Annotated in this window: 21 protein-coding genes; 6 read left to right on the top strand and 15 right to left on the bottom strand. The window is 58.5% G+C overall.

Annotated elements, in window-relative coordinates:
• Positions 1 to 208: 208 nt before the first annotated feature.
• Together L8H52_RS29565 and L8H52_RS29560 are read right to left on the bottom strand one after the other, a co-directional pair.
• Positions 209 to 430: a DUF1161 domain-containing protein gene (locus tag L8H52_RS29565; RefSeq protein ID WP_242210069.1), complete on the bottom strand. Its 222-nt coding sequence runs from the start codon at positions 428 to 430 to the stop codon at positions 209 to 211.
• Positions 431 to 558: 128 nt separating this feature from the next.
• Positions 559 to 774 carry a dodecin gene (locus L8H52_RS29560; protein WP_007911688.1) on the bottom strand — a complete coding sequence of 72 codons (216 nt, stop codon included), beginning with the start codon at positions 772 to 774 and terminating at the stop codon, positions 559 to 561.
• 157 nt (positions 775 to 931) lie between these two features.
• On the opposite strand from L8H52_RS29560, the gene L8H52_RS29555 reads away from it, so the two are divergent.
• Positions 932 to 1,258, top strand: coding sequence for a DUF883 family protein (locus tag L8H52_RS29555; RefSeq protein ID WP_007911686.1), 327 nt, complete (start codon positions 932 to 934; stop codon positions 1,256 to 1,258).
• Here L8H52_RS29555 and L8H52_RS29550 read toward each other — a convergent pair.
• Positions 1,231 to 2,148, bottom strand: a complete 918-nt coding sequence (locus L8H52_RS29550) for a LysR family transcriptional regulator (protein WP_242210068.1) — start codon at positions 2,146 to 2,148, stop codon at positions 1,231 to 1,233. The genes L8H52_RS29555 and L8H52_RS29550 overlap by 28 nt on opposite strands.
• Positions 2,149 to 2,262: 114 nt before the next feature.
• Here L8H52_RS29550 and trpB point away from each other — a divergent pair, with 114 nt between their 5' ends.
• The 3 genes from trpB (at position 2,263) to L8H52_RS29535 (ending at position 4,885) form a co-directional block, all read left to right on the top strand.
• Positions 2,263 to 3,495: a tryptophan synthase subunit beta gene (trpB, locus tag L8H52_RS29545; protein WP_160054568.1), complete on the top strand. Its 1,233-nt coding sequence runs from the start codon at positions 2,263 to 2,265 to the stop codon at positions 3,493 to 3,495.
• A complete protein-coding gene (trpA, locus tag L8H52_RS29540; protein WP_242210067.1) occupies positions 3,495 to 4,307 on the top strand; it encodes a tryptophan synthase subunit alpha in 813 nt (270 codons plus the stop codon). Before trpB ends, trpA begins: the two co-directional genes overlap by 1 nt.
• Positions 4,308 to 4,429: 122 nt before the next feature.
• Positions 4,430 to 4,885, top strand: a complete 456-nt coding sequence (locus L8H52_RS29535) for an anti-virulence regulator CigR family protein (RefSeq protein ID WP_242210066.1) — start codon at positions 4,430 to 4,432, stop codon at positions 4,883 to 4,885.
• A gap of 47 nt (positions 4,886 to 4,932) precedes the next feature.
• Here the strand turns inward: L8H52_RS29535 and L8H52_RS29530 are convergent, their stop codons facing one another.
• The 11 genes from L8H52_RS29530 to L8H52_RS29480 form a co-directional block, all read right to left on the bottom strand.
• A complete protein-coding gene (locus tag L8H52_RS29530; RefSeq protein ID WP_242210065.1) occupies positions 4,933 to 6,894 on the bottom strand; it encodes a DUF4105 domain-containing protein in 1,962 nt (653 codons plus the stop codon).
• Positions 6,891 to 7,211 carry a DUF2388 domain-containing protein gene (locus tag L8H52_RS29525; protein WP_242210064.1) on the bottom strand — a complete coding sequence of 107 codons (321 nt, stop codon included), beginning with the start codon at positions 7,209 to 7,211 and terminating at the stop codon, positions 6,891 to 6,893. The genes L8H52_RS29530 and L8H52_RS29525 overlap by 4 nt, the downstream gene beginning before the upstream one ends.
• Positions 7,212 to 7,254: 43 nt before the next feature.
• Entirely contained in the window at positions 7,255 to 7,572 is a 318-nt protein-coding gene (locus L8H52_RS29520; protein ID WP_016985545.1) for a DUF2388 domain-containing protein, read from the bottom strand.
• Between the two features lie 108 nt (positions 7,573 to 7,680).
• A complete protein-coding gene (locus tag L8H52_RS29515) occupies positions 7,681 to 7,998 on the bottom strand; it encodes a DUF2388 domain-containing protein (RefSeq protein WP_242210063.1) in 318 nt (105 codons plus the stop codon).
• Positions 7,999 to 8,132: 134 nt separating this feature from the next.
• A complete protein-coding gene (locus L8H52_RS29510) occupies positions 8,133 to 8,342 on the bottom strand; it encodes a DUF1127 domain-containing protein (RefSeq protein WP_242210062.1) in 210 nt (69 codons plus the stop codon).
• A 257-nt stretch (positions 8,343 to 8,599) separates the two neighbouring features.
• A complete protein-coding gene (locus tag L8H52_RS29505) occupies positions 8,600 to 8,815 on the bottom strand; it encodes a DUF1127 domain-containing protein (protein ID WP_007911656.1) in 216 nt (71 codons plus the stop codon).
• 321 nt (positions 8,816 to 9,136) lie between these two features.
• Positions 9,137 to 10,630, bottom strand: a complete 1,494-nt coding sequence (locus tag L8H52_RS29500; RefSeq protein WP_242210061.1) for an acetyl-CoA hydrolase/transferase family protein — start codon at positions 10,628 to 10,630, stop codon at positions 9,137 to 9,139.
• A gap of 213 nt (positions 10,631 to 10,843) precedes the next feature.
• Entirely contained in the window at positions 10,844 to 12,277 is a 1,434-nt protein-coding gene (locus L8H52_RS29495; protein ID WP_016985542.1) for an NAD(P)(+) transhydrogenase (Re/Si-specific) subunit beta, read from the bottom strand.
• On the bottom strand, positions 12,277 to 12,597 hold the full coding sequence (locus tag L8H52_RS29490) for an NAD(P) transhydrogenase subunit alpha (RefSeq protein WP_003187417.1): 321 nt from the start codon (positions 12,595 to 12,597) through the stop codon (positions 12,277 to 12,279). Before L8H52_RS29490 ends, L8H52_RS29495 begins: the two co-directional genes overlap by 1 nt.
• Before the next feature lie 15 nt (positions 12,598 to 12,612).
• Positions 12,613 to 13,734, bottom strand: a complete 1,122-nt coding sequence (locus tag L8H52_RS29485) for a Re/Si-specific NAD(P)(+) transhydrogenase subunit alpha (RefSeq protein WP_160054579.1) — start codon at positions 13,732 to 13,734, stop codon at positions 12,613 to 12,615.
• A 434-nt stretch (positions 13,735 to 14,168) separates the two neighbouring features.
• Positions 14,169 to 15,068, bottom strand: coding sequence for a LysR family transcriptional regulator (locus L8H52_RS29480; protein WP_242210060.1), 900 nt, complete (start codon positions 15,066 to 15,068; stop codon positions 14,169 to 14,171).
• Positions 15,069 to 15,226: 158 nt separating this feature from the next.
• Here L8H52_RS29480 and L8H52_RS29475 point away from each other — a divergent pair, with 158 nt between their 5' ends.
• Together L8H52_RS29475 and L8H52_RS29470 are read left to right on the top strand one after the other, a co-directional pair.
• Complete coding sequence (locus L8H52_RS29475; RefSeq protein WP_150652811.1) at positions 15,227 to 16,408, top strand: acyl-CoA dehydrogenase; 1,182 nt, start codon at positions 15,227 to 15,229, stop codon at positions 16,406 to 16,408.
• Between the two features lie 13 nt (positions 16,409 to 16,421).
• The gene (locus tag L8H52_RS29470) at positions 16,422 to 17,642 is read left to right on the top strand and encodes a CaiB/BaiF CoA-transferase family protein (RefSeq protein WP_242210059.1); all 1,221 of its coding nucleotides are present in this window, start codon (positions 16,422 to 16,424) and stop codon (positions 17,640 to 17,642) included.
• Between the two features lie 168 nt (positions 17,643 to 17,810).
• Here L8H52_RS29470 and L8H52_RS29465 read toward each other — a convergent pair.
• A partial coding sequence (locus L8H52_RS29465; RefSeq protein WP_242210058.1) for a hypothetical protein occupies positions 17,811 to 18,058 on the bottom strand: 248 nt, incomplete at its 5' end.

Raw genomic sequence — 18,058 nt, 5'->3', positions numbered from 1 at the left:
GGTTGACTGTTCGAGATACGCCGACCTGAATATCCAGTCGAACTCAGGTTTCGAAGAGCCCCCGATTGGCTCCCTTTCCCCTCGCCCCCCTTGGGGGAGAGGGTTGGGGTGAGGGGGTTCGATTTCAAACCCACCAAAAATCTCAAATCCCGAACACAAAAAAGCCGACGCCTTCACGTCGGCTTTTTGTATTTCAGGCGCGATCAGCTCACTTCTTGTAGACGATTTCCTTCGAGCCACCTTCGCATTTGCCAACGACTTTGCCACCAGCAGCAGCGCCCTTATCAACAACCTCCAGCGAATACCCGGAAACGCCCTTGGCATCCAGCTTCGCCGCAATCTCGCTTTTCAGCTCTTCACAAGGCTTACCGGCAGCAAACGCACCACCCGCAAGGCTCAACAAACCTACTGCCAACATGAACTTCTTCATCGGTCGCACTCCCTGGTCGGATTAAAAGAGGCGGGCATCAGGTCATCCACCCGATGCAGCCACCCTGTAGCGCTTTGCCATTCCTATGGCACTCGGCCAGCGCGCAAGTTCAGAAGACTAGACCAAACTCAGCTGCTGGCAATCCTGAAGCCGACTTTCAGCGTCACTTGAAAGTGCGCTGCCTTGCCGTCCTTGATGTGGCCACGGGTATCGACCACTTCAAACCACTCAAGATGCTTGATGCTTTTGTTGGCTTCGGCCAGCGCGTTGTTGATGGCGTCTTCGATGCTGCTGGCGGACGAACCGACCAACTCGACTTTCTTGTACGTGTGATGGTCACTCATGGCGATCTCCTTGGCGTGTGGAATTGAGACTAGCAGTGAATCTGCACTGTTGATTTCGGCGGCACTGCGCAGGCGAAGTTCAGATTTTCTGCACTTTCTCAAACCGCTGAAGTCCCAACCAACACACGCCACTCATCACCAATGCAGGAGAGCCACCATGGCCAACACCTCTTTACGTAAAGCCTCGTTGCAAAGCATGGAAGCCGAGATCGAGAGTCTGCTCAAATCGTTGGAAAGCTTGAAGGACGACGCTTCGGACGAGTCGCGCAAGACCCTCAAGGCGCTGAAGAGCAATGCCGAAAGCGCGCTGAAACATTCGCGCCACCTGCTCAGCGATGCCTATGAAGAAGTCAAGGTGAAAACCCGCGAAACCGGGATCGCCACCCGTGATTACGCGCAGGAACACCCGTGGACGACTGCCGGTGTCGCAGTCGGTGCGATCGGCTTGCTCGCGGCTTACTTGCTGTTCAAGCGCGGCGAGTGATCGCTCTGGCGCAGCTCGTTTTTGAGCCATTGCGCCAGTTGCCGGGCGCGTCCATCAGCGGCGCGCTTGGGTAGCCACAACGCCAGTTGCGCCGGGGTTTCACAAAAACCCCAAGGTGCAACCAGGCGACCGGCCTTCAAATCTTCCGTCACCAGCGGCTCCGGCGCGATGGCCACGCCAAGTCCGGCGACGGCAGCTTCTAGCAAATAATACAAATGCTCGAAACCCTGTCCCAACTTCAACGCCTTGGCGTCGAGGTGGCTTTGTTGTGCCCAACTCGGCCACGCCTGTGGGCGGGAAGTGGTGTGCAGCAGCGGCTCATCGAGCAGCGCTGAGGCTGGCGCCGTTCGCAGGCGTTGATAACCACTGAACAGCGGGCTCATGACCGGACCGATGCGTTCTGCAGCCAATTCGTAAACCTGCATGTCTGCCGGCCATGGCGGCTCGGCGAACAGCAGCAAAGCATCCAGCCCCGGACGTCTTGGATCGAGATCGCCTTCACCCGCCGATAGATGCAAACGCAAATCCGGCAGATCGGCATTCAATCGCCCCAAACGCGGAATAAACCAGCGCGCCAGCAGGCTTCCAGAGCAGCCGAGTACAAACGGCGCATCCGCCGTGCTTTGCGTCAATTCAGCGCAAACACTGCGCAAGCGATCAAACGCCTCGCCGCTGGCATCGCGCAAACGCATGCCGGCATCTGTGAGTTTCAAGCCGCGACCATCCTTGACGAACAGGCTGACGCCCAGGTGTTCTTCCAGCACCTTGAGCTGACGACTGACCGCGCCATGGGTAACGTGCAGTTGCTCGGCAGCCTGACTGACGCTGTTCAGACGGGCGGTCGCTTCGAACGCACGCAATGCGTTCAGCGGAGGAAGGTCATGGCTCATGATATCTGTGAGTTTTCCTGACAGGTTGTGGCGATCTTATCGGTTTTCAGTCTGGAAGGTCAGGGGTAGAGTGGTCGTCATTGTCTTTTGACCCGAATTCACCTGGAGCAACTCATGACCCAGACTTCGAACACCTCTGATCTGCGTAACGGCCCGGACGATAACGGCCTGTTCGGCTCGTTCGGTGGCCGCTACGTGGCGGAAACCCTGATGCCGTTGATCCTTGATCTGGCCCGAGAATACGAAACGGCCAAGGAAGATCCGGCATTCAAAGAAGAATTGGCCTACTTCCAGCGCGACTACGTCGGACGTCCGAGCCCGTTGTATTTCGCTGAGCGTCTGACCGAATTCTGCGGCGGCGCGAAGATTTATCTCAAGCGCGAAGAGCTGAATCACACCGGCGCGCACAAGATCAACAACTGCATCGGCCAGATCCTGCTGGCGCGGCGCATGGGCAAAAAACGCATCATCGCCGAGACCGGCGCCGGCATGCACGGCGTGGCCACTGCCACCGTCGCCGCACGTTTCGGTCTGGACTGCGTGATCTACATGGGCACCACTGACATCGAACGTCAGCAGGCCAACGTATTCCGTATGAAGCTGCTCGGCGCTGAAGTGATTCCAGTGGTTGCCGGCACCGGCACCTTGAAAGACGCGATGAACGAAGCGCTGCGTGACTGGGTGACCAACGTCGACAGCACCTTCTACCTGATCGGCACCGTGGCCGGCCCGCACCCGTACCCGGCGATGGTTCGCGACTTCCAGGCCGTGATCGGCAAGGAAACTCGCGATCAGTTGCAGGCTCAGGAAGGTCGTTTGCCGGACAGCCTAGTGGCGTGCATCGGTGGCGGTTCCAATGCGATGGGCCTGTTCCACCCGTTCCTCGACGACAAGAGCGTTGAAATCATCGGCGTTGAAGCCGCCGGTTACGGCATCGAAACCGGCAAGCACGCGGCGAGCCTGAACGGCGGCGTTCCGGGTGTACTGCACGGCAACCGTACTTTCCTGCTGCAGGACGACGATGGCCAGATCATCGACGCCCATTCGATTTCCGCCGGCCTCGACTATCCAGGCATCGGCCCGGAACACGCGTGGTTGCATGACATCGGCCGTGTTCAGTACACCTCGGTGACTGACGACGAAGCCCTCGACGCGTTCCACAAATGCTGCCGTCTGGAAGGGATCATTCCTGCCCTGGAAAGCGCCCACGCCCTGGCTGAGGTTTTCAAACGCGCACCGAAGCTGCCGAAGGACCATCTGATGGTGGTCAACCTGTCCGGCCGTGGCGACAAAGACATGCAGACCGTCATGCATCACATGGAACAGTCCCAGCAGGAGAAACACTGATGAGCCGCCTGCAAAACCGTTTTGCCGACCTCAAAGAACAGAACCGCGCTGCGCTGGTGACCTTCGTCACCGCCGGTGATCCGGACTACGACACCTCGCTGGCGATCCTCAAGGGCTTGCCGGGTGCTGGCGCCGACGTTATCGAGCTGGGCATGCCGTTTACCGACCCGATGGCCGATGGCCCGGCGATTCAACTGGCGAATATTCGCGCGCTGGGCGCCAAGCAGAACCTGCTGAAAACCCTGCAAATGGTTCGCGAGTTTCGTGAAGGCAACAGCGACACGCCGCTGGTGTTGATGGGCTATTTCAACCCGATCCACATGTACGGTGTGTCGCGTTTCATCGCTGATGCGAAAGAGGCCGGCGTCGATGGCCTGATCGTGGTCGACATGCCGCCTGAGCATAACGCCGAGCTGTGCGACCCGGCACAGGCTGCCGGTCTGGACTTCATCCGTCTGACCACGCCGACCACTGACGACGCGCGTCTGCCGAAGGTGCTCAATGGCAGCTCCGGTTTCGTTTACTACGTGTCGGTGGCCGGTGTGACCGGTGCCGGTGCTGCAACGCTGGAGCACGTCGAAGAGGCGGTAACCCGTCTGCGTCGGCATACCGATCTGCCGATCAGCATCGGTTTTGGTATTCGCACGCCGGAGCAGGCAGCGGCCATCGCGCGTCTGGCCGACGGTGTTGTGGTGGGTTCGGCGTTGATTGATCACATTGCCAACGCTACGACGCCAGCCCAGGCCATCGACGGTGTACTGAGCCTGTGCTCGGCACTTTCCGAAGGCGTGCGTAAGGCCCGCGTCAGTTGAAGGTAAAGTTCCTGATACAGAGGAATTAGCGCCTCGCGGCACAGACTAAATGAGCAAGACCGAGGGCTTCAGAACATCGTTCTGCAGCCCTTTTTGCTGTTTGTGCCGTGAGGAAAGACCCGATGAAAATGCCGAAACGTCTGATGGCCGGACTGGGCGTGCTGTTGATCAGTGCGACACCGCTGCTGGCCAGCGCCGATCAGCGCGATGATCATGACCACGGCGGCCCGCAGCAGGGCCAGTACGACAACCATGGTAATGACCATCGCGACGATCACCGTGGCCCGCAGAACGATCACCGTGGTGGCCCGCCACCGCGCGACTTCGGCCCGGTACGCCAGACCATTCGCGATAACCATGGCTACTTCGTGCGCGGCGCACCGCCGCCTCCGGGGATTCATCTGGAGCGTGGCCGGCCGTTGCCGCACGGCTATTACGGCGAGCGTCTGGATAATCGCGCGTTAGGTCGTTTGCCGGTGTATCCGGGTTACGAATGGCGTCGGGCGGGAGGCGATATCGTGCTGATCGCGGTGGGCAGCGGGATCGTCTACGAAATTCTCGATGGCGTTTTGTATTGATCCGCAGGCAATAAAAAAGACCGCAGCCAATGGCTGCGGTCTTTTTTTCAGGGTAGCTCCAGTCCGCCGGAGGCCTTGTGCAGTTTGCGCAAATGCGCGCCAATCTGCTTCACGTTCTCCTCGCTGGCGGCAATCTCCGCAGCACGCTTGGGTTCCAGCAACTTGCGTACTTCTGCGTCCAGATCGCCGGAAAGCACTAACAGCTTTTTCTGTCGTTGACTGCTTTCGTCTTCCAGTCGCTTGAACTCGCTCGGTTGCGGCAATCCATAACCACGGCTATCGAGCAGTTCCGCCGGGCGACTGAGGAACCCGCTGTTGGCGAGAATTTCCTGCAAGGTCGCGTTGGCCTTGTCCATGCCGCCGTTTTCCAGCTCGCGAGCGCCGAGGTAACGCTGCTTGACCTCGTCCTGCGCCAGCAGCAATTGGCGGCGATAGCTGGCTTGCTCCAGCAACAGCAACGCGGCGCTGGTGCGCAAATCTGCACGCTCGAACCACTCACGGCGCTCTTCGGCAGTGAGTGAAAGCCATTCTTCAACGGTGGTCTGTTTGATCGGCAACTGCTTTTTCAATACATCAAACATCGCCTGATAGCGATCGCGGAACGAGTCGAAGCGATAGCCCAGACGCAGCGCTTCTTTCGGATCATCCAGCACACTGGTGTCCGCCAGACCACGGCCCTTCATCACTTCCAGCAAGCCGTTGGGCATGATGCTGTCGAGGCCCACGAACTGAGTGTTGTTGCTGCCGCTGCGCAACAGCTTCAAGCCCTCCACTGCACAGTTGTTGGAAAGGAAGAAGTAGTTGCCGTCGTAGCTCCAGTGCATTTCGGCGGCGTGTTCGACCACGCCTTCGATCTCGTCGCGGGACAGGTTCAGTGGCACGGAGGCGAGGCTGCGCAGTTCGGTCTTGGTGTATTCGTCGATGACCTGCGCCAGTGGCAACACGAACAGACGCGATGGGTATTTGCCGACCAGTCCGTCCCAGCTCGACAGCTGCACATCACCGACAAAGGCGCGGTAGGACAACACCAGATGCTGGTCCAGATCGAGTCGACAATCCGGGCCACGCGGGCGGCCCGGAGCGCAGATCACCAGACGCAACATGCTGTGGCCCCAACGACTGACCCAGTTCTGATTGGCCTCGGCCAGCAGGTAATCCACTGCATAGACCCGTTCCGGGTCGACTTGCCCTAACGGTTGCTTGGCAAAGTCGTTACCGGCATTGAGAAACGCGAAGGTCTTGCTGCAAGTGTCCTTGGCAGTTGGCGCCCAGCCGAAGTGTTCCTCGTAATAGCGATACAGTGCGGGGCGGCGGCAGGCGTAGCTCGGGTCGAGGAGGAAATACTCCATGTTGACCGCGACGAACTCTTTAGGACTAGAGATCTCGTACAGGTCCGGACTGCGGGCTATCTGGCGGTTGTGTTGTTCGCGCTCACCGCGACGACCGACGTATTGCTGCCAACCGGCGAGGTCGAGCAGACGCGGATCATCGCTGAGGGTGAAGCGACGGCCGTTCTGGCCGCGACACTCGTCGGGAATGCCGATCAGCCCGGCGCTGTTGAAACGTCGGGTGCAGCGCTGGATCAGTGTGCGTTCAGCATCTGGCCACAGGCGCGCACGATCATAGATATGGGTGATTTCATGCAGCACCGTGGCGAGTAGTTCCTGGCGCACGGTGCCGTGGGGACGATTGGTTTTTTCTTTGGCGGCACTGCCATCGGTCAGGCCGGCGAGCAGTTTGCGATTCAGATCGAGTTCGGAAACCAGCGTGGCCTGGCCATAGGCATTGCCGGGCATGTCATCGGTCCAGCCGACATCAATGCGCCGGTCCAGCCGCTCGATAAAACTCGGCGGCAGCTTTTGCATCGCCTCATCGATCAGCGCCTGGCTGGCCTGTTGTTGGGCGGGGCTCAGACCGTCGGTCTTGAGCCGCAATTGCAGGCCAGCGTGGGCACTGTTGCCAAGTAGCAACAACGCCCCGGCCAGCAGCCAGGCGCCGATTGACTTCACAGTGCGAGGATGGCTTCGGCGAGAACCTGATCGCTGGCGTCACGCGCTTCCGGCACACGAGTGCGCAGGGTGTTCAGCGCTGCTTCCAGATGCGCGCCGCGGATATCACCGTTGGTGGCGACGAAACTGGCAGCATCATCGTGCGCCTCGCGGATGATTTTCGAATCGCGAATCGACGTGGTGGTGTCGGAAGTGAAATCGATGGTGCGCTGGGAGGCACGAACGATGATGTTACTGGTGGCTACCAGGGTGTGCGCCTGGGCCACATCGGCCAACAAAAATAGGCCAAAGGCGGCAGCAATCAGCGGGCTACGCATGGAACGACTCCGGAGGGGCAAGGATAACGGGGGAACAGGATAACTATTGGACGAGAATTGCCTCTGCCAGTTCAAGGTCACTGACATGAAGTTTCGGCCGGGTTTTGCGCAAGTAATGCAGCGCGGATTCCAGACGAGCACCTCGCCATTCACCGTCACTGGCAACAAATGCGGCCGCGTCATCGTGGGCGGCGAGCAGCAGTTTACGGTCGAAAGGCGCAGAAGACACCATGCTGGTAGCGTAACCACTGACGACGGTGCCTTGTGTCGACGCATTGAAGGCATCAAAGGCATTGACCGGCGTCGCCCAGCAGGTGCTGAACAATACAGAGGGGATCAGTAGATTTGAAAGAAAGCGCATCGGACTCGGTAATTTTTGATGAGCCCAAAGGCTAGCGCAATGCCCGGGCCAGAGCCAGCGCCGAAACATCGGGACACGTTGCGCGTGTCCCGCAATGCCTGGAATCGCTTAGATCGTCAGGATGGCTTGAGCCAACTGCGCGTCGGTAGCTTGAAGCTGTGGCGCCTGGTGACGGATATGATCCAGCGCGCTTTCCAGTTTCACCCCACGGATCTCGCCTTCGCTGGCGACGAAGCTGGCGGCGTCGTCACGGGCAGCCAGAACGATTTTGTCGTCACGGAAGGACGAGGTGACGTCAGAAGTAGCATCGGACGAGGACTTCAGTGCACCGACAACGGCGTCGGTGGTCACGATAAAGCTGGTGGCGCTGGCGTTGGCAGCCACGGCCAACAGGGTGGCGGCACTGAGCAGACGAAGACGGGACATGGTGTAACTCCTGTGGATAAACCGTATTGAGAGGTGGCTCGGTATCTGAGGAGTCAGACGCCAGTGACACAGCATTCGCCACGTTCTGCGTGGATATTAGGCCGACGGGCGACTTTCGCACAGTGGGCAGAGTGCTAGCGCCAGAAGGGTTTATCCAGTTCATTAATGCGGTCGGCGTGGCTGAGGCCAAGATCAGCGAGATCACGATTATCGAGTTGAGAGAGCAGGCGCCGCGTTCTGGCGCGCTCCAGGCTGCCCCACAGGCCGTGAAACAAGCGCCGCAGAGCATTGGGGCGAGATGCCGGCAAGCATAAAACCTCTGAAACATCCTGTAAGTCATTCATGGCGTATTCCGTTTACCGGTGAAGGCGGAAGGTCATGTTGAGCCTGTAACAGACAAAGATGCAGATACACCTGAGTAAAATTGTACTGGTTCAGATGTTGATTATTTAAAACTGTACCTGTCGGCCATATCAGCAGGTGTACCGGGATTTTTCCGGCCCGAAAACGACAAAACCCGTCGTGGTTTCCCACGACGGGTTTTGTTTGTTCAATTCGGGTTGCTGGCGGTGGGTCTAACGACCAGAGCCAGCGACGCTACTTAGCGCCAGAACGGCTTGCTCAGCTCTTCGTAGCGTTGTGCTTCGCTGATACCGGCGTCAGCCAGCAGACGCGAATCCAGACGAGCCAGTTGATGGCGGCTGGAGATGCGGCGCTGCCACAACATCAGGTTGGCGATAACGCGCAGAGGCAGGGAAGCCTGGGTGTTTACAGCTTTGTCTTCGAAGAACAGTTCGGAACTGAGTGTACGTTCCATGGTTGACATCCTTCCGCTTGTGGCGGGATCAGGTAGTGGTTTGACTGGTGCCCATGATCCTCTCGTTTGCCAAGTCTCTCTAGATACAGTTCAACTGTATTGTGAGTGACCAGTTAACTGTTTATAGCGGGTGTATGGGTCAAAATTGAGCAAACTGTACTTGTCCGCACTTAAGTGGTGCATTTTTGCTCGATTCAATTGGAAAGGTAGGCAAACCCTGTAGGAAATGACCGGTACAGCAGTACAGTTTTTGTCAGGCGGGGCGCTTGCGAAAGTCCGCCGACGCAAACTGTGTTTGCATCAGCGGATTATCTGTGTGAATTACACCGCCAGCATGCGCCCGGTTTCTTCCAGGTTCATATGCCAGCTCAAGGCTTCGCGCAGGATGTGCGGGGTGTGGCCACCGATTGCACAGGCTGCCGTGAAGTAATCGTTCAGTGCCTGACGGAAGTCCGGGTGTACACAGTTATCAATGATGACCCGCGCACGCTCCCGTGGCGCCAGGCCGCGCAAGTCGGCCAGCCCGACTTCGGTCACCAGAATGTCAACGTCATGCTCGGTGTGGTCAACGTGACTGACCATCGGCACCACGCTGGAAATCGCACCACCCTTGGCAATCGACTTGGTCACGAACACCGCCAGATGCGCGTTGCGCGCGAAATCGCCAGAACCACCAATGCCGTTCATCATCCGCGTGCCGCAAACGTGGGTGGAGTTGACGTTGCCGTAGATGTCGAACTCCAGCGCCGTGTTAATGCCGATGATGCCCAAGCGACGGACCACTTCCGGGTGGTTGGAGATCTCTTGCGGACGCAGCACCAACTTGTCCTTGTACTTCTCCAGATTGCCGAACACGTCGCTGTTGCGCCGCTCCGACAGGGTGATCGAACTGCCCGAAGCAAAGCTCAGCTTGCCGGCATCGATCAGGTCGAAGGTCGAATCCTGCAGTACTTCGGAGTACATGGTCAGGTCTTCGAACGGCGAATCGATCAGGCCGCACATCACCGCGTTGGCAATGTTGCCGATCCCGGCCTGCAACGGGCCGAGCTTGTTGGTCATGCGCTCGGCGTCGACTTCCTGCTTGAAGAAGGTGATCAGGTGATCGGCGATGGCATTGGTGTCGACGTCCGGCGACGAGACGGTGGACGGCGAATCCGCCTGCTGGGTGATGACGATGGCGACAATCTTCTCCGGCGGGATCGGAATCGCCGTGCTGCCAATACGGTCGTCGACTTTTACCAGCGGGATCGGCGTGCGCGTCGGGCGGTACGTCGGGATATAGATGTCGTGCAGGCCTTCGAGGTTGGCGTTGTGCGCCAGATTGATCTCGACGATCACCTGCTTGGCGAAAATCGCGAAGCTCGCCGAGTTGCCCACCGAGGTGGTCGGCACGATGTGGCCTTGTTCGGTGATGGCCACCGCTTCGATGACCGCGATGTCCGGCAGCTTCAATTGCTGGTTGCGCAGTTGTTCGACGGTTTCCGATAGATGCTGGTCGATGAACATCACCTGGCCGGCGTTGATCGCCTTGCGCAAGGTGCTGTCGACCTGGAACGGCATGCGTCGCGACAGTACGCCGGCTTCGGTCAGTTGCTTGTCGAGGTCGTTGCCCAGGCTGGCGCCAGTCATCAGGCTGATCTTCAGCGGCGTGACCTTGGCGCGCTCGGCCAGTGCGTGAGGGACAGCTTTGGCTTCGCCGGCGCGGGTGAAACCGCTCATGCCGACGGTCATGCCGTCCTCAATCAGAGCGGCTGCGTCGGCGGCGCTCATCACTTTGTCCAACAACGAAGGCAGGCGAATACGGTCACGGTACATGGATTATTATCTCGGGAAGCGAGTAGCAGGATGCGCAGTCTAGTGAATTTGACGGGCGCCTGTCCCGCTACCAAGGTCGCAAACGAGGCGTCTATTCAGCGGGTTTCAAGTAAAACACCGTTACTGGATCTGCAACAACGCGGCATATTGTCCGACTGTTTGCGCAAACAAAAACGCCCCGACAGGTCGGGGCGTTTGGTCTTGCAGCGGGAATTATTCGACCGCTTTGACCATGTCTTCGATGACCTTCTTCGCGTCGCCGAAAACCATCATGGTCTTGTCCAGATAGAACAGTTCGTTGTCCAGACCGGCATAGCCGCTGGCCATCGAGCGCTTGTTGACGATGATGGTCTTGGCCTTGAACGCTTCGAGAATCGGCATGCCGGCAATCGGCGACTTCGGATCGTTCTTCGCGGCCGGGTTGACCACATCGTTCGCCCCGAGCACCAGTACCACGTCGGCCTGGCCGAACTCGGAGTTGATGTCTTCCATCTCGAACACCTGGTCGTAAGGCACTTCGGCCTCGGCGAGCAGAACGTTCATGTGGCCTGGCATGCGACCGGCCACCGGGTGAATCGCGTACTTCACGGTCACGCCACGGTGTGTCAGCTTCTCGGTCAATTCCTTCAGCGCGTGCTGTGCACGTGCAACCGCCAAGCCGTAGCCCGGCACGATGATCACGGTGTCGGCGTTGGTCAGCAGGAAGGTTGCGTCGTCAGCCGAACCGGACTTCACCGGACGTGCTTCTTTTGCACCGGCCGGGCCAGCGTCTGCCGTGTTGCCGAAACCGCCGAGCAGTACATTAAAGAAGGAGCGGTTCATCGCCTTGCACATGATGTACGAGAGGATCGCACCGCTCGAACCCACCAGGGAGCCGGCAATGATCAACATCGAGTTGTTCAGCGAGAAACCGATACCCGCTGCCGCCCAGCCCGAGTAGCTGTTGAGCATCGACACCACGACCGGCATGTCGGCGCCGCCGATCGGGATGATGATCAGCACGCCCATCACGAACGCCAGTGCCAGCATCAGTGCGAACGCGGTGAGGTTGCCGGTGAACATGAAGGTCAGGCCAAGCGCCAGTGTGGCCAGGCCCAGCACTGCGTTGAGTTTGTGCTGGCCAGCGAACTGTACCGGTGCGCCCTGGAACAGACGGAACTTGTACTTGCCCGACAACTTGCCGAAGGCAATCACCGAACCGGAGAAGGTGATTGCACCGATGGCTGCGCCGAGGAACAGCTCCAGACGGTTGCCTGTCGGGATCGAGTCGCCCAGTTGTTTAACAATGCCCAGCGACTGTGGCTCAACCACCGCAGCGATGGCGATGAACACCGCTGCCAGACCGATCATGCTGTGCATGAAGGCGACCAGTTCCGGCATCTTGGTCATTTCAACGCGCTTGGCCATGATCGAACCGGCAGTGCCGCCGACCAACAGGCCAACGATCACATAACCGATACCGGCAGTCGCTAGCTCAGCGCCCAGCTTATAGATGAGGCCGACGGTGGTGAGGATCGCCAACGCCATGCCGAGCATGCCGAACAGGTTGCCGCGCCGCGAGGTGGTCGGGTGCGAAAGGCCTTTGAGAGCCTGGATAAAGCAGATCGACGCGATCAGGTAGAGCGTCGTGACGAGATTCATGCTCATTACTTCGGCGCCTCTTCTTTTACTTTCGGGGCTTTCTTCTTGAACATCTCAAGCATGCGGCGGGTGACCAGGAAGCCACCGAACACGTTGACCGCAGCCAGTGCCACCGCGAGGGTGCCCATGGTTTTGCCCAGCGGTGTGACGGTCAGTGCGGCAGCCAGCATGGCGCCGACGATCACGATCGCCGAAATGGCGTTGGTCACCGCCATCAATGGCGTGTGCAGCGCAGGTGTAACGTTCCAGACCACGTGGTAACCGACATAAATCGCCAGCACGAAGATGATCAGGTTGTAGATACCGGGGGAGATAAGCTCTTCCATCGTCTGAATCCCTGCTTAGGCGTTTTTGCGGATGACTTGGCCGTCGCGGCACATCAGGCACGCGGCGACGATGTCGTCTTCGAGGTTGACGTCGAACTGGCCTTCTTTAGTGAATACCAGCTTGAGGAAGTCCAGCAGGTTGCGCGCGTACAGTGCCGAGGCGTCTGCAGCGACTTCGCCGGCCAGATTGGTCGGGCCACAAATGGTCACGCCATTCTCGACGACGACTTGGTCTGCCACGGTCAGTGGGCAGTTGCCGCCCTGAGCCGCTGCGAGGTCGATGACCACCGAACCCGGTTTCATCTGCGCCACGGTGTCCGCGCTCAACAGCGTCGGTGCCTTGCGGCCCGGAATCAGTGCGGTGGTGATGACGATGTCAGCCTGTTTGGCGCGCTCGTGCACAGCCTGCGCCTGACGCTGCATCCAGCTTGCCGGCATTGGTCGCGCGTAACCACCAACACCGACGGCGCATTCACGCTCTTCATCAGTCTCGTAAGGTACGTCGACGAATTTGGCGCCGAGGGATTCGATCTGCTCTTTTACCGCCGGACGCACGTCAGACGCTTCGATCACCGCACCCAGACGTTTCGCCGTGGCAATCGCCTGCAACCCGGCCACGCCAGCGCCGAGAATCAGCACGCGCGCCGCTTTCACGGTGCCTGCAGCGGTCATCAGCATCGGCATAAAGCGCGGATAGTGGTGTGCGGCCAGCAACACAGCCTTATAGCCGGCAATGTTCGCCTGCGACGACAACACATCGAGACTTTGCGCGCGCGAGGTGCGCGGCGCCGCTTCGAGGGCGAACGCGGTAATGCCGCACTCGGCCATCTTCGCGATGGTTTCGTTGTTGAACGGGTTGAGCATGCCGACCAGCACCGTACCGCGCTTGATCAGCGTCAGTTCGACATCGCTTGGCGCGACCACTTTGAGAATCAGCTCGGCGCCAAACGCGTCATTGGCACTGCCAATGGTTGCGCCTGCCGCTTCATAGGCACTGTCGACCACACTGGCTTTTACGCCGGCGCCGGTTTGGACAGTGACCTTATGACCTTGGCTGATCAGCTTTTTAATGGTTTCCGGGGTTGCAGCAACCCGTGTTTCACCGGTCTGGGTTTCGAGAGGAACACCAATGTGCACGTCAAATCTCCTGCGTGATCTTATTGAGTAAACCCATGCACTACGGATGGTGCGACTGGGGCGGCCGATCAGCACGATCCCGCCAAATCAGGGCGGGGCGCGGCATTTTGCAGGCGAACTTTATGCCCTTCAAGGGATTATGACGGGTGACGGAAAATTAACTACAAGTCATGCCGTGACCGAATGTCGCAGATGGCCAGCCGAATCCCTTGCAGGCCGTGCGTTGTAAGGATTCTGGCCGAATATGGAAAAATTTCTCATCGGTGGCGTGAATAGGCACTAATGCGTCGCTGATGAAGGCTCAAAGCCACGTCGTCAGGCGCTTGTGGGACGTCTGTACGACTTTCGGATACAGTCAGTCGAATTGCGACAAATAGTTATATCTGTAGGGCTTTGATTTTCCTGACTACGGGGTTAGCTATCGCTGTAAGCCCTTATCCTTCTAGGCTGTAGCTGTTCGCCTGGGTTACCAGCCAATCACGAAATGCCTTTAATGATGCGGATTCGACCTTTCGCTCGGGAATCATCAGGTAATAGGCCTTAATGCTCGAGAGTGCCTGTGGGTTGGCAATCACCAAGCGCTTCTCGGCCAGTTCACGCTGAATCAGGAACGGTGGAATCAGCGCAATGCCCATGTCGTGCATGGCCGCTTGGGCGAGCATGGAGAATAGCTCGTAGCGCGGGCCTGTCATGTCGCGGGGGATATTCAGGTGTTGCGAGTTGAACCATTGGCGCCAGGCATAAGGGCGGGTGGTCTGCTGCAGCAACGGTAGCTCGGCGATTGCCTCGGCTGTCAGATGTGTCTTGTCACCGAGTAGGGCAGGGCTGCACACCGGCATCGGATTCTCACCCATCAGCCTGTGGGATTCGGTACCGGACCAGTCGGCATCGCCGAAATAGATCGCGGCATCGAATTCGGTATCGGCAAACAGAAAGGGACGGGTGCGGTTGGTCAGGTTGACCGTGACTTCCGGGTGCTTGAGCTGGAAATCTTTGAGCCGCGGCAGTAGCCATTGGGTGCCGAAGGTCGGTACCACCGCCAGTTCGATCACATTGGTGCCTTGCTGGCCCATCACTGAAAGTGTATCGCGCTCAACCGCATCGAGTTGTGTGGCGACTCGGCGGCTGTAGGAAAGCCCTGCCTCAGTCAGTTTCACTCCGCGTCGCGAGCGTCGGAACAATTCGACGCTGAGGAACTCCTCAAGGCTGGCGATCTGTCGGCAAATCGCGCCCTGAGTGAGGGAAAGTTCTTCAGCGGCCCGGGTAAAACTTTCGTGACGCGCGGCAGCCTCGAAGCTGATCAGGGCGGTGGTGCTGGGGATCTTCCTGCGCATGTACGTCAACCTCACTAATGCGCCGCATAAAAGGCATTTCGCGACGTTTCGGAGTGAGAAATTAGCACAACAGGATGCGAAATCCTCGTTTGCCGCGATGGCGAACCGCGCCTAGGATCAATGCCACGTTAATTCAGCCGATTTGCGAGGACACAATCATGGGCGGTAAAGCTAGCTTCAACTGGATCGATCCCCTGCTGCTGGATCAACAGCTCACCGAAGAAGAGCGCATGATCCGCGACACCGCCGAGCAGTTCGCTCAACAGAGCCTCGCACCGCGTGTTCTCGAAGCTTTCCGTCATGAGAAAACTGACCCGGCGATCTTCCGCGAGATGGGCGAAGTCGGCTTGTTGGGTGCGACCATTCCTGAGCAGTACGGTGGCAGCGGCCTCAACTATGTCAGCTATGGCCTGATTGCTCGCGAAGTGGAGCGTGTCGACTCCGGCTACCGCTCGATGATGAGCGTGCAGTCCTCCTTGGTCATGGTGCCGATCAACGAGTTCGGCACCGAAGCACAGAAACAGAAATACCTGCCGAAACTGGCCTCCGGCGAATGGATCGGCTGTTTCGGCCTGACCGAGCCTAATCACGGTTCCGACCCAGGTGCGATGATTACTCGTGCACGCAAAGTCGAGGGCGGCTACAGCCTGACTGGCGCGAAGATGTGGATCACCAACAGCCCGATAGCTGATGTGTTCGTGGTCTGGGGTAAGGACGACGCCGGCGACATCCGTGGTTTCGTGTTGGAGAAGGGCTGGAAAGGCCTGAGCGCTCCGGCGATTCACGGCAAGGTTGGCCTGCGTGCATCAATCACTGGCGAAATCGTCATGGACAACGTTTTTGTGCCGGAAGAGAACATCTTCCCGGACGTGCGCGGCCTCAAAGGTCCATTCACCTGCCTCAACTCTGCGCGCTACGGCATTTCCTGGGGCGCGTTGGGCGCTGCCGAGTTCTGCTGGCACACCGCTCGCCAGTACACACTGGATCGTCAGCAGTTTGGTCGTCCATTGGCCGCTACTCAGTTGATTCAGAAGAAACTGGCTGACATGCAGACCGAGATCACGCTGGCCCTGCAAGGTTGCCTGCGCCTTGGCCGTATGAAGGATGAAGGCACGGCGGCGGTCGAAATCACTTCGATCATGAAGCGCAACTCCTGCGGCAAGTCGCTGGACATCGCCCGTATGGCGCGCGACATGTTGGGTGGTAACGGTATCTCCGACGAGTTCGGCGTGGCGCGTCACTTGGTTAACCTGGAAGTGGTGAATACCTATGAAGGCACTCACGACGTCCACGCGCTGATCCTTGGGCGTGCGCAAACCGGTCTGCAGGCGTTCTATTAATAGGAGAGCGACCATGGGCGCGCTGTCGCATCTGCGGGTACTGGATTTATCGCGAGTATTGGCCGGGCCGTGGGCCGGGCAAATCCTCGCCGACCTTGGCGCCGAGGTGATCAAGGTCGAGCGCCCTGGTAATGGCGATGACACTCGCGCCTGGGGGCCGCCCTTCCTTAAAGACGCTTATGGCGAGAATACGTCGGAAGCGGCCTATTACCTGTCGGCCAACCGCAACAAGCAATCGGTGACCATCGACTTCACTCGCCCCGAAGGGCAGAAGCTGGTGCACGAGCTCGCGGCGAAGTCGGACATTCTCATCGAGAACTTCAAGGTCGGTGGTCTGGCGGCTTATGGGCTGGACTATGAATCGCTGAAGGCGATCAATCCGAACTTGATCTATTGCTCGATTACCGGGTTCGGCCAGACCGGCCCTTACGCCAAGCGCGCCGGTTATGACTTCATGATCCAGGGGCTGGGCGGGCTGATGAGCCTGACTGGTCGGCCTGAGGGTGATGATGGGGCTGGCCCGGTGAAGGTGGGTGTGGCGTTGACGGATATTCTAACCGGTCTGTATTCGACGGTGGCGATTCTGGCGGCGCTGGCTCACCGCGATCACGATGGCGGTGGCCAGCACATCGATATGGCGTTGCTGGATGTTCAGGTGGCTTGTCTGGCCAACCAGGCGATGAATTATCTGACTACGGGCAATGCGCCTAAGCGTCTGGGCAATGCGCATCCGAACATAGTGCCTTATCAGGACTTTCCTACGGCTGATGGCGACTTCATTCTTACCGTGGGTAACGACGGGCAGTTCCGCAAGTTTGCCGAAGTGGCGGGGCAGCCGCAGTGGGCTGACGACCCAAGGTTTGCTACTAATAAGCTGCGAGTGGCGAACCGGGCGGTGTTGATTCCGCTGATTCGCCAGGCGACGGTGTTCAAGACTACCGCTGAATGGGTTGCCGAGTTGGAGCGGGCGGGCGTGCCTTGTGGGCCGATCAATGACCTGTCGCAGGTGTTTGAGGATCCGCAGGTGAAGGCGCGTGGGCTGGCGATAGAGTTGCCGCATGCATTGGCGGGGATGGTGCCGCAGGTGGCGAGTCCTATTCGCTTGTCGCAGACGCCGGTGGAGTACCGTCGTGCGCCTCCTTTATTGGGTGAGCATACGCTGGAGGTTTTGCAGGGTGTGCTGGGCTTGGGTGCGGGGGCGGTGGCTGAATTGAAAGCGTCAGGGGTGCTTTGACATTCCCTTCTATATAGAAGGGATCGCTATACCGTGAAGTGTTTGGTTGTTTTTTAGCCAATCTGCAAGTGATTGAAAGAAAAGCGAAATTAACGGTTGACGGCAGATTCAGGATGTCTATAATTCGCCCCACTTCCGGCGCAGTCGAAACGGAAAACTCCTTGAGTTTCAATGAGTTATGTAGGTTTCGGCAGCAGGTTGCTTCAGTTCATCGAAGCGCAGAAAGAAGTTGAAAAAGAGGTGTTGACAGCAGCGTGTAACGCTGTAGAATTCGCCTCCCGCTGACGAGAGATCGGAAGCGCAAGTGGTTGAAGTTGTTGAAGAATTCTTCGAAAACTTCTGAAAATAATCACTTGACAGCAAATGAGGCTGCTGTAGAATGCGCGCCTCGGTTGAGACGAAAGATCTTAACCAAT

The organism is Pseudomonas sp. CROZ-RG-20F-R04-15, assembly GCF_022662375.1.
In the GTDB taxonomy this organism is placed as follows: domain Bacteria; phylum Pseudomonadota; class Gammaproteobacteria; order Pseudomonadales; family Pseudomonadaceae; genus Aquipseudomonas.
This window is presented reverse-complemented; position numbering and strand designations above follow the sequence as displayed.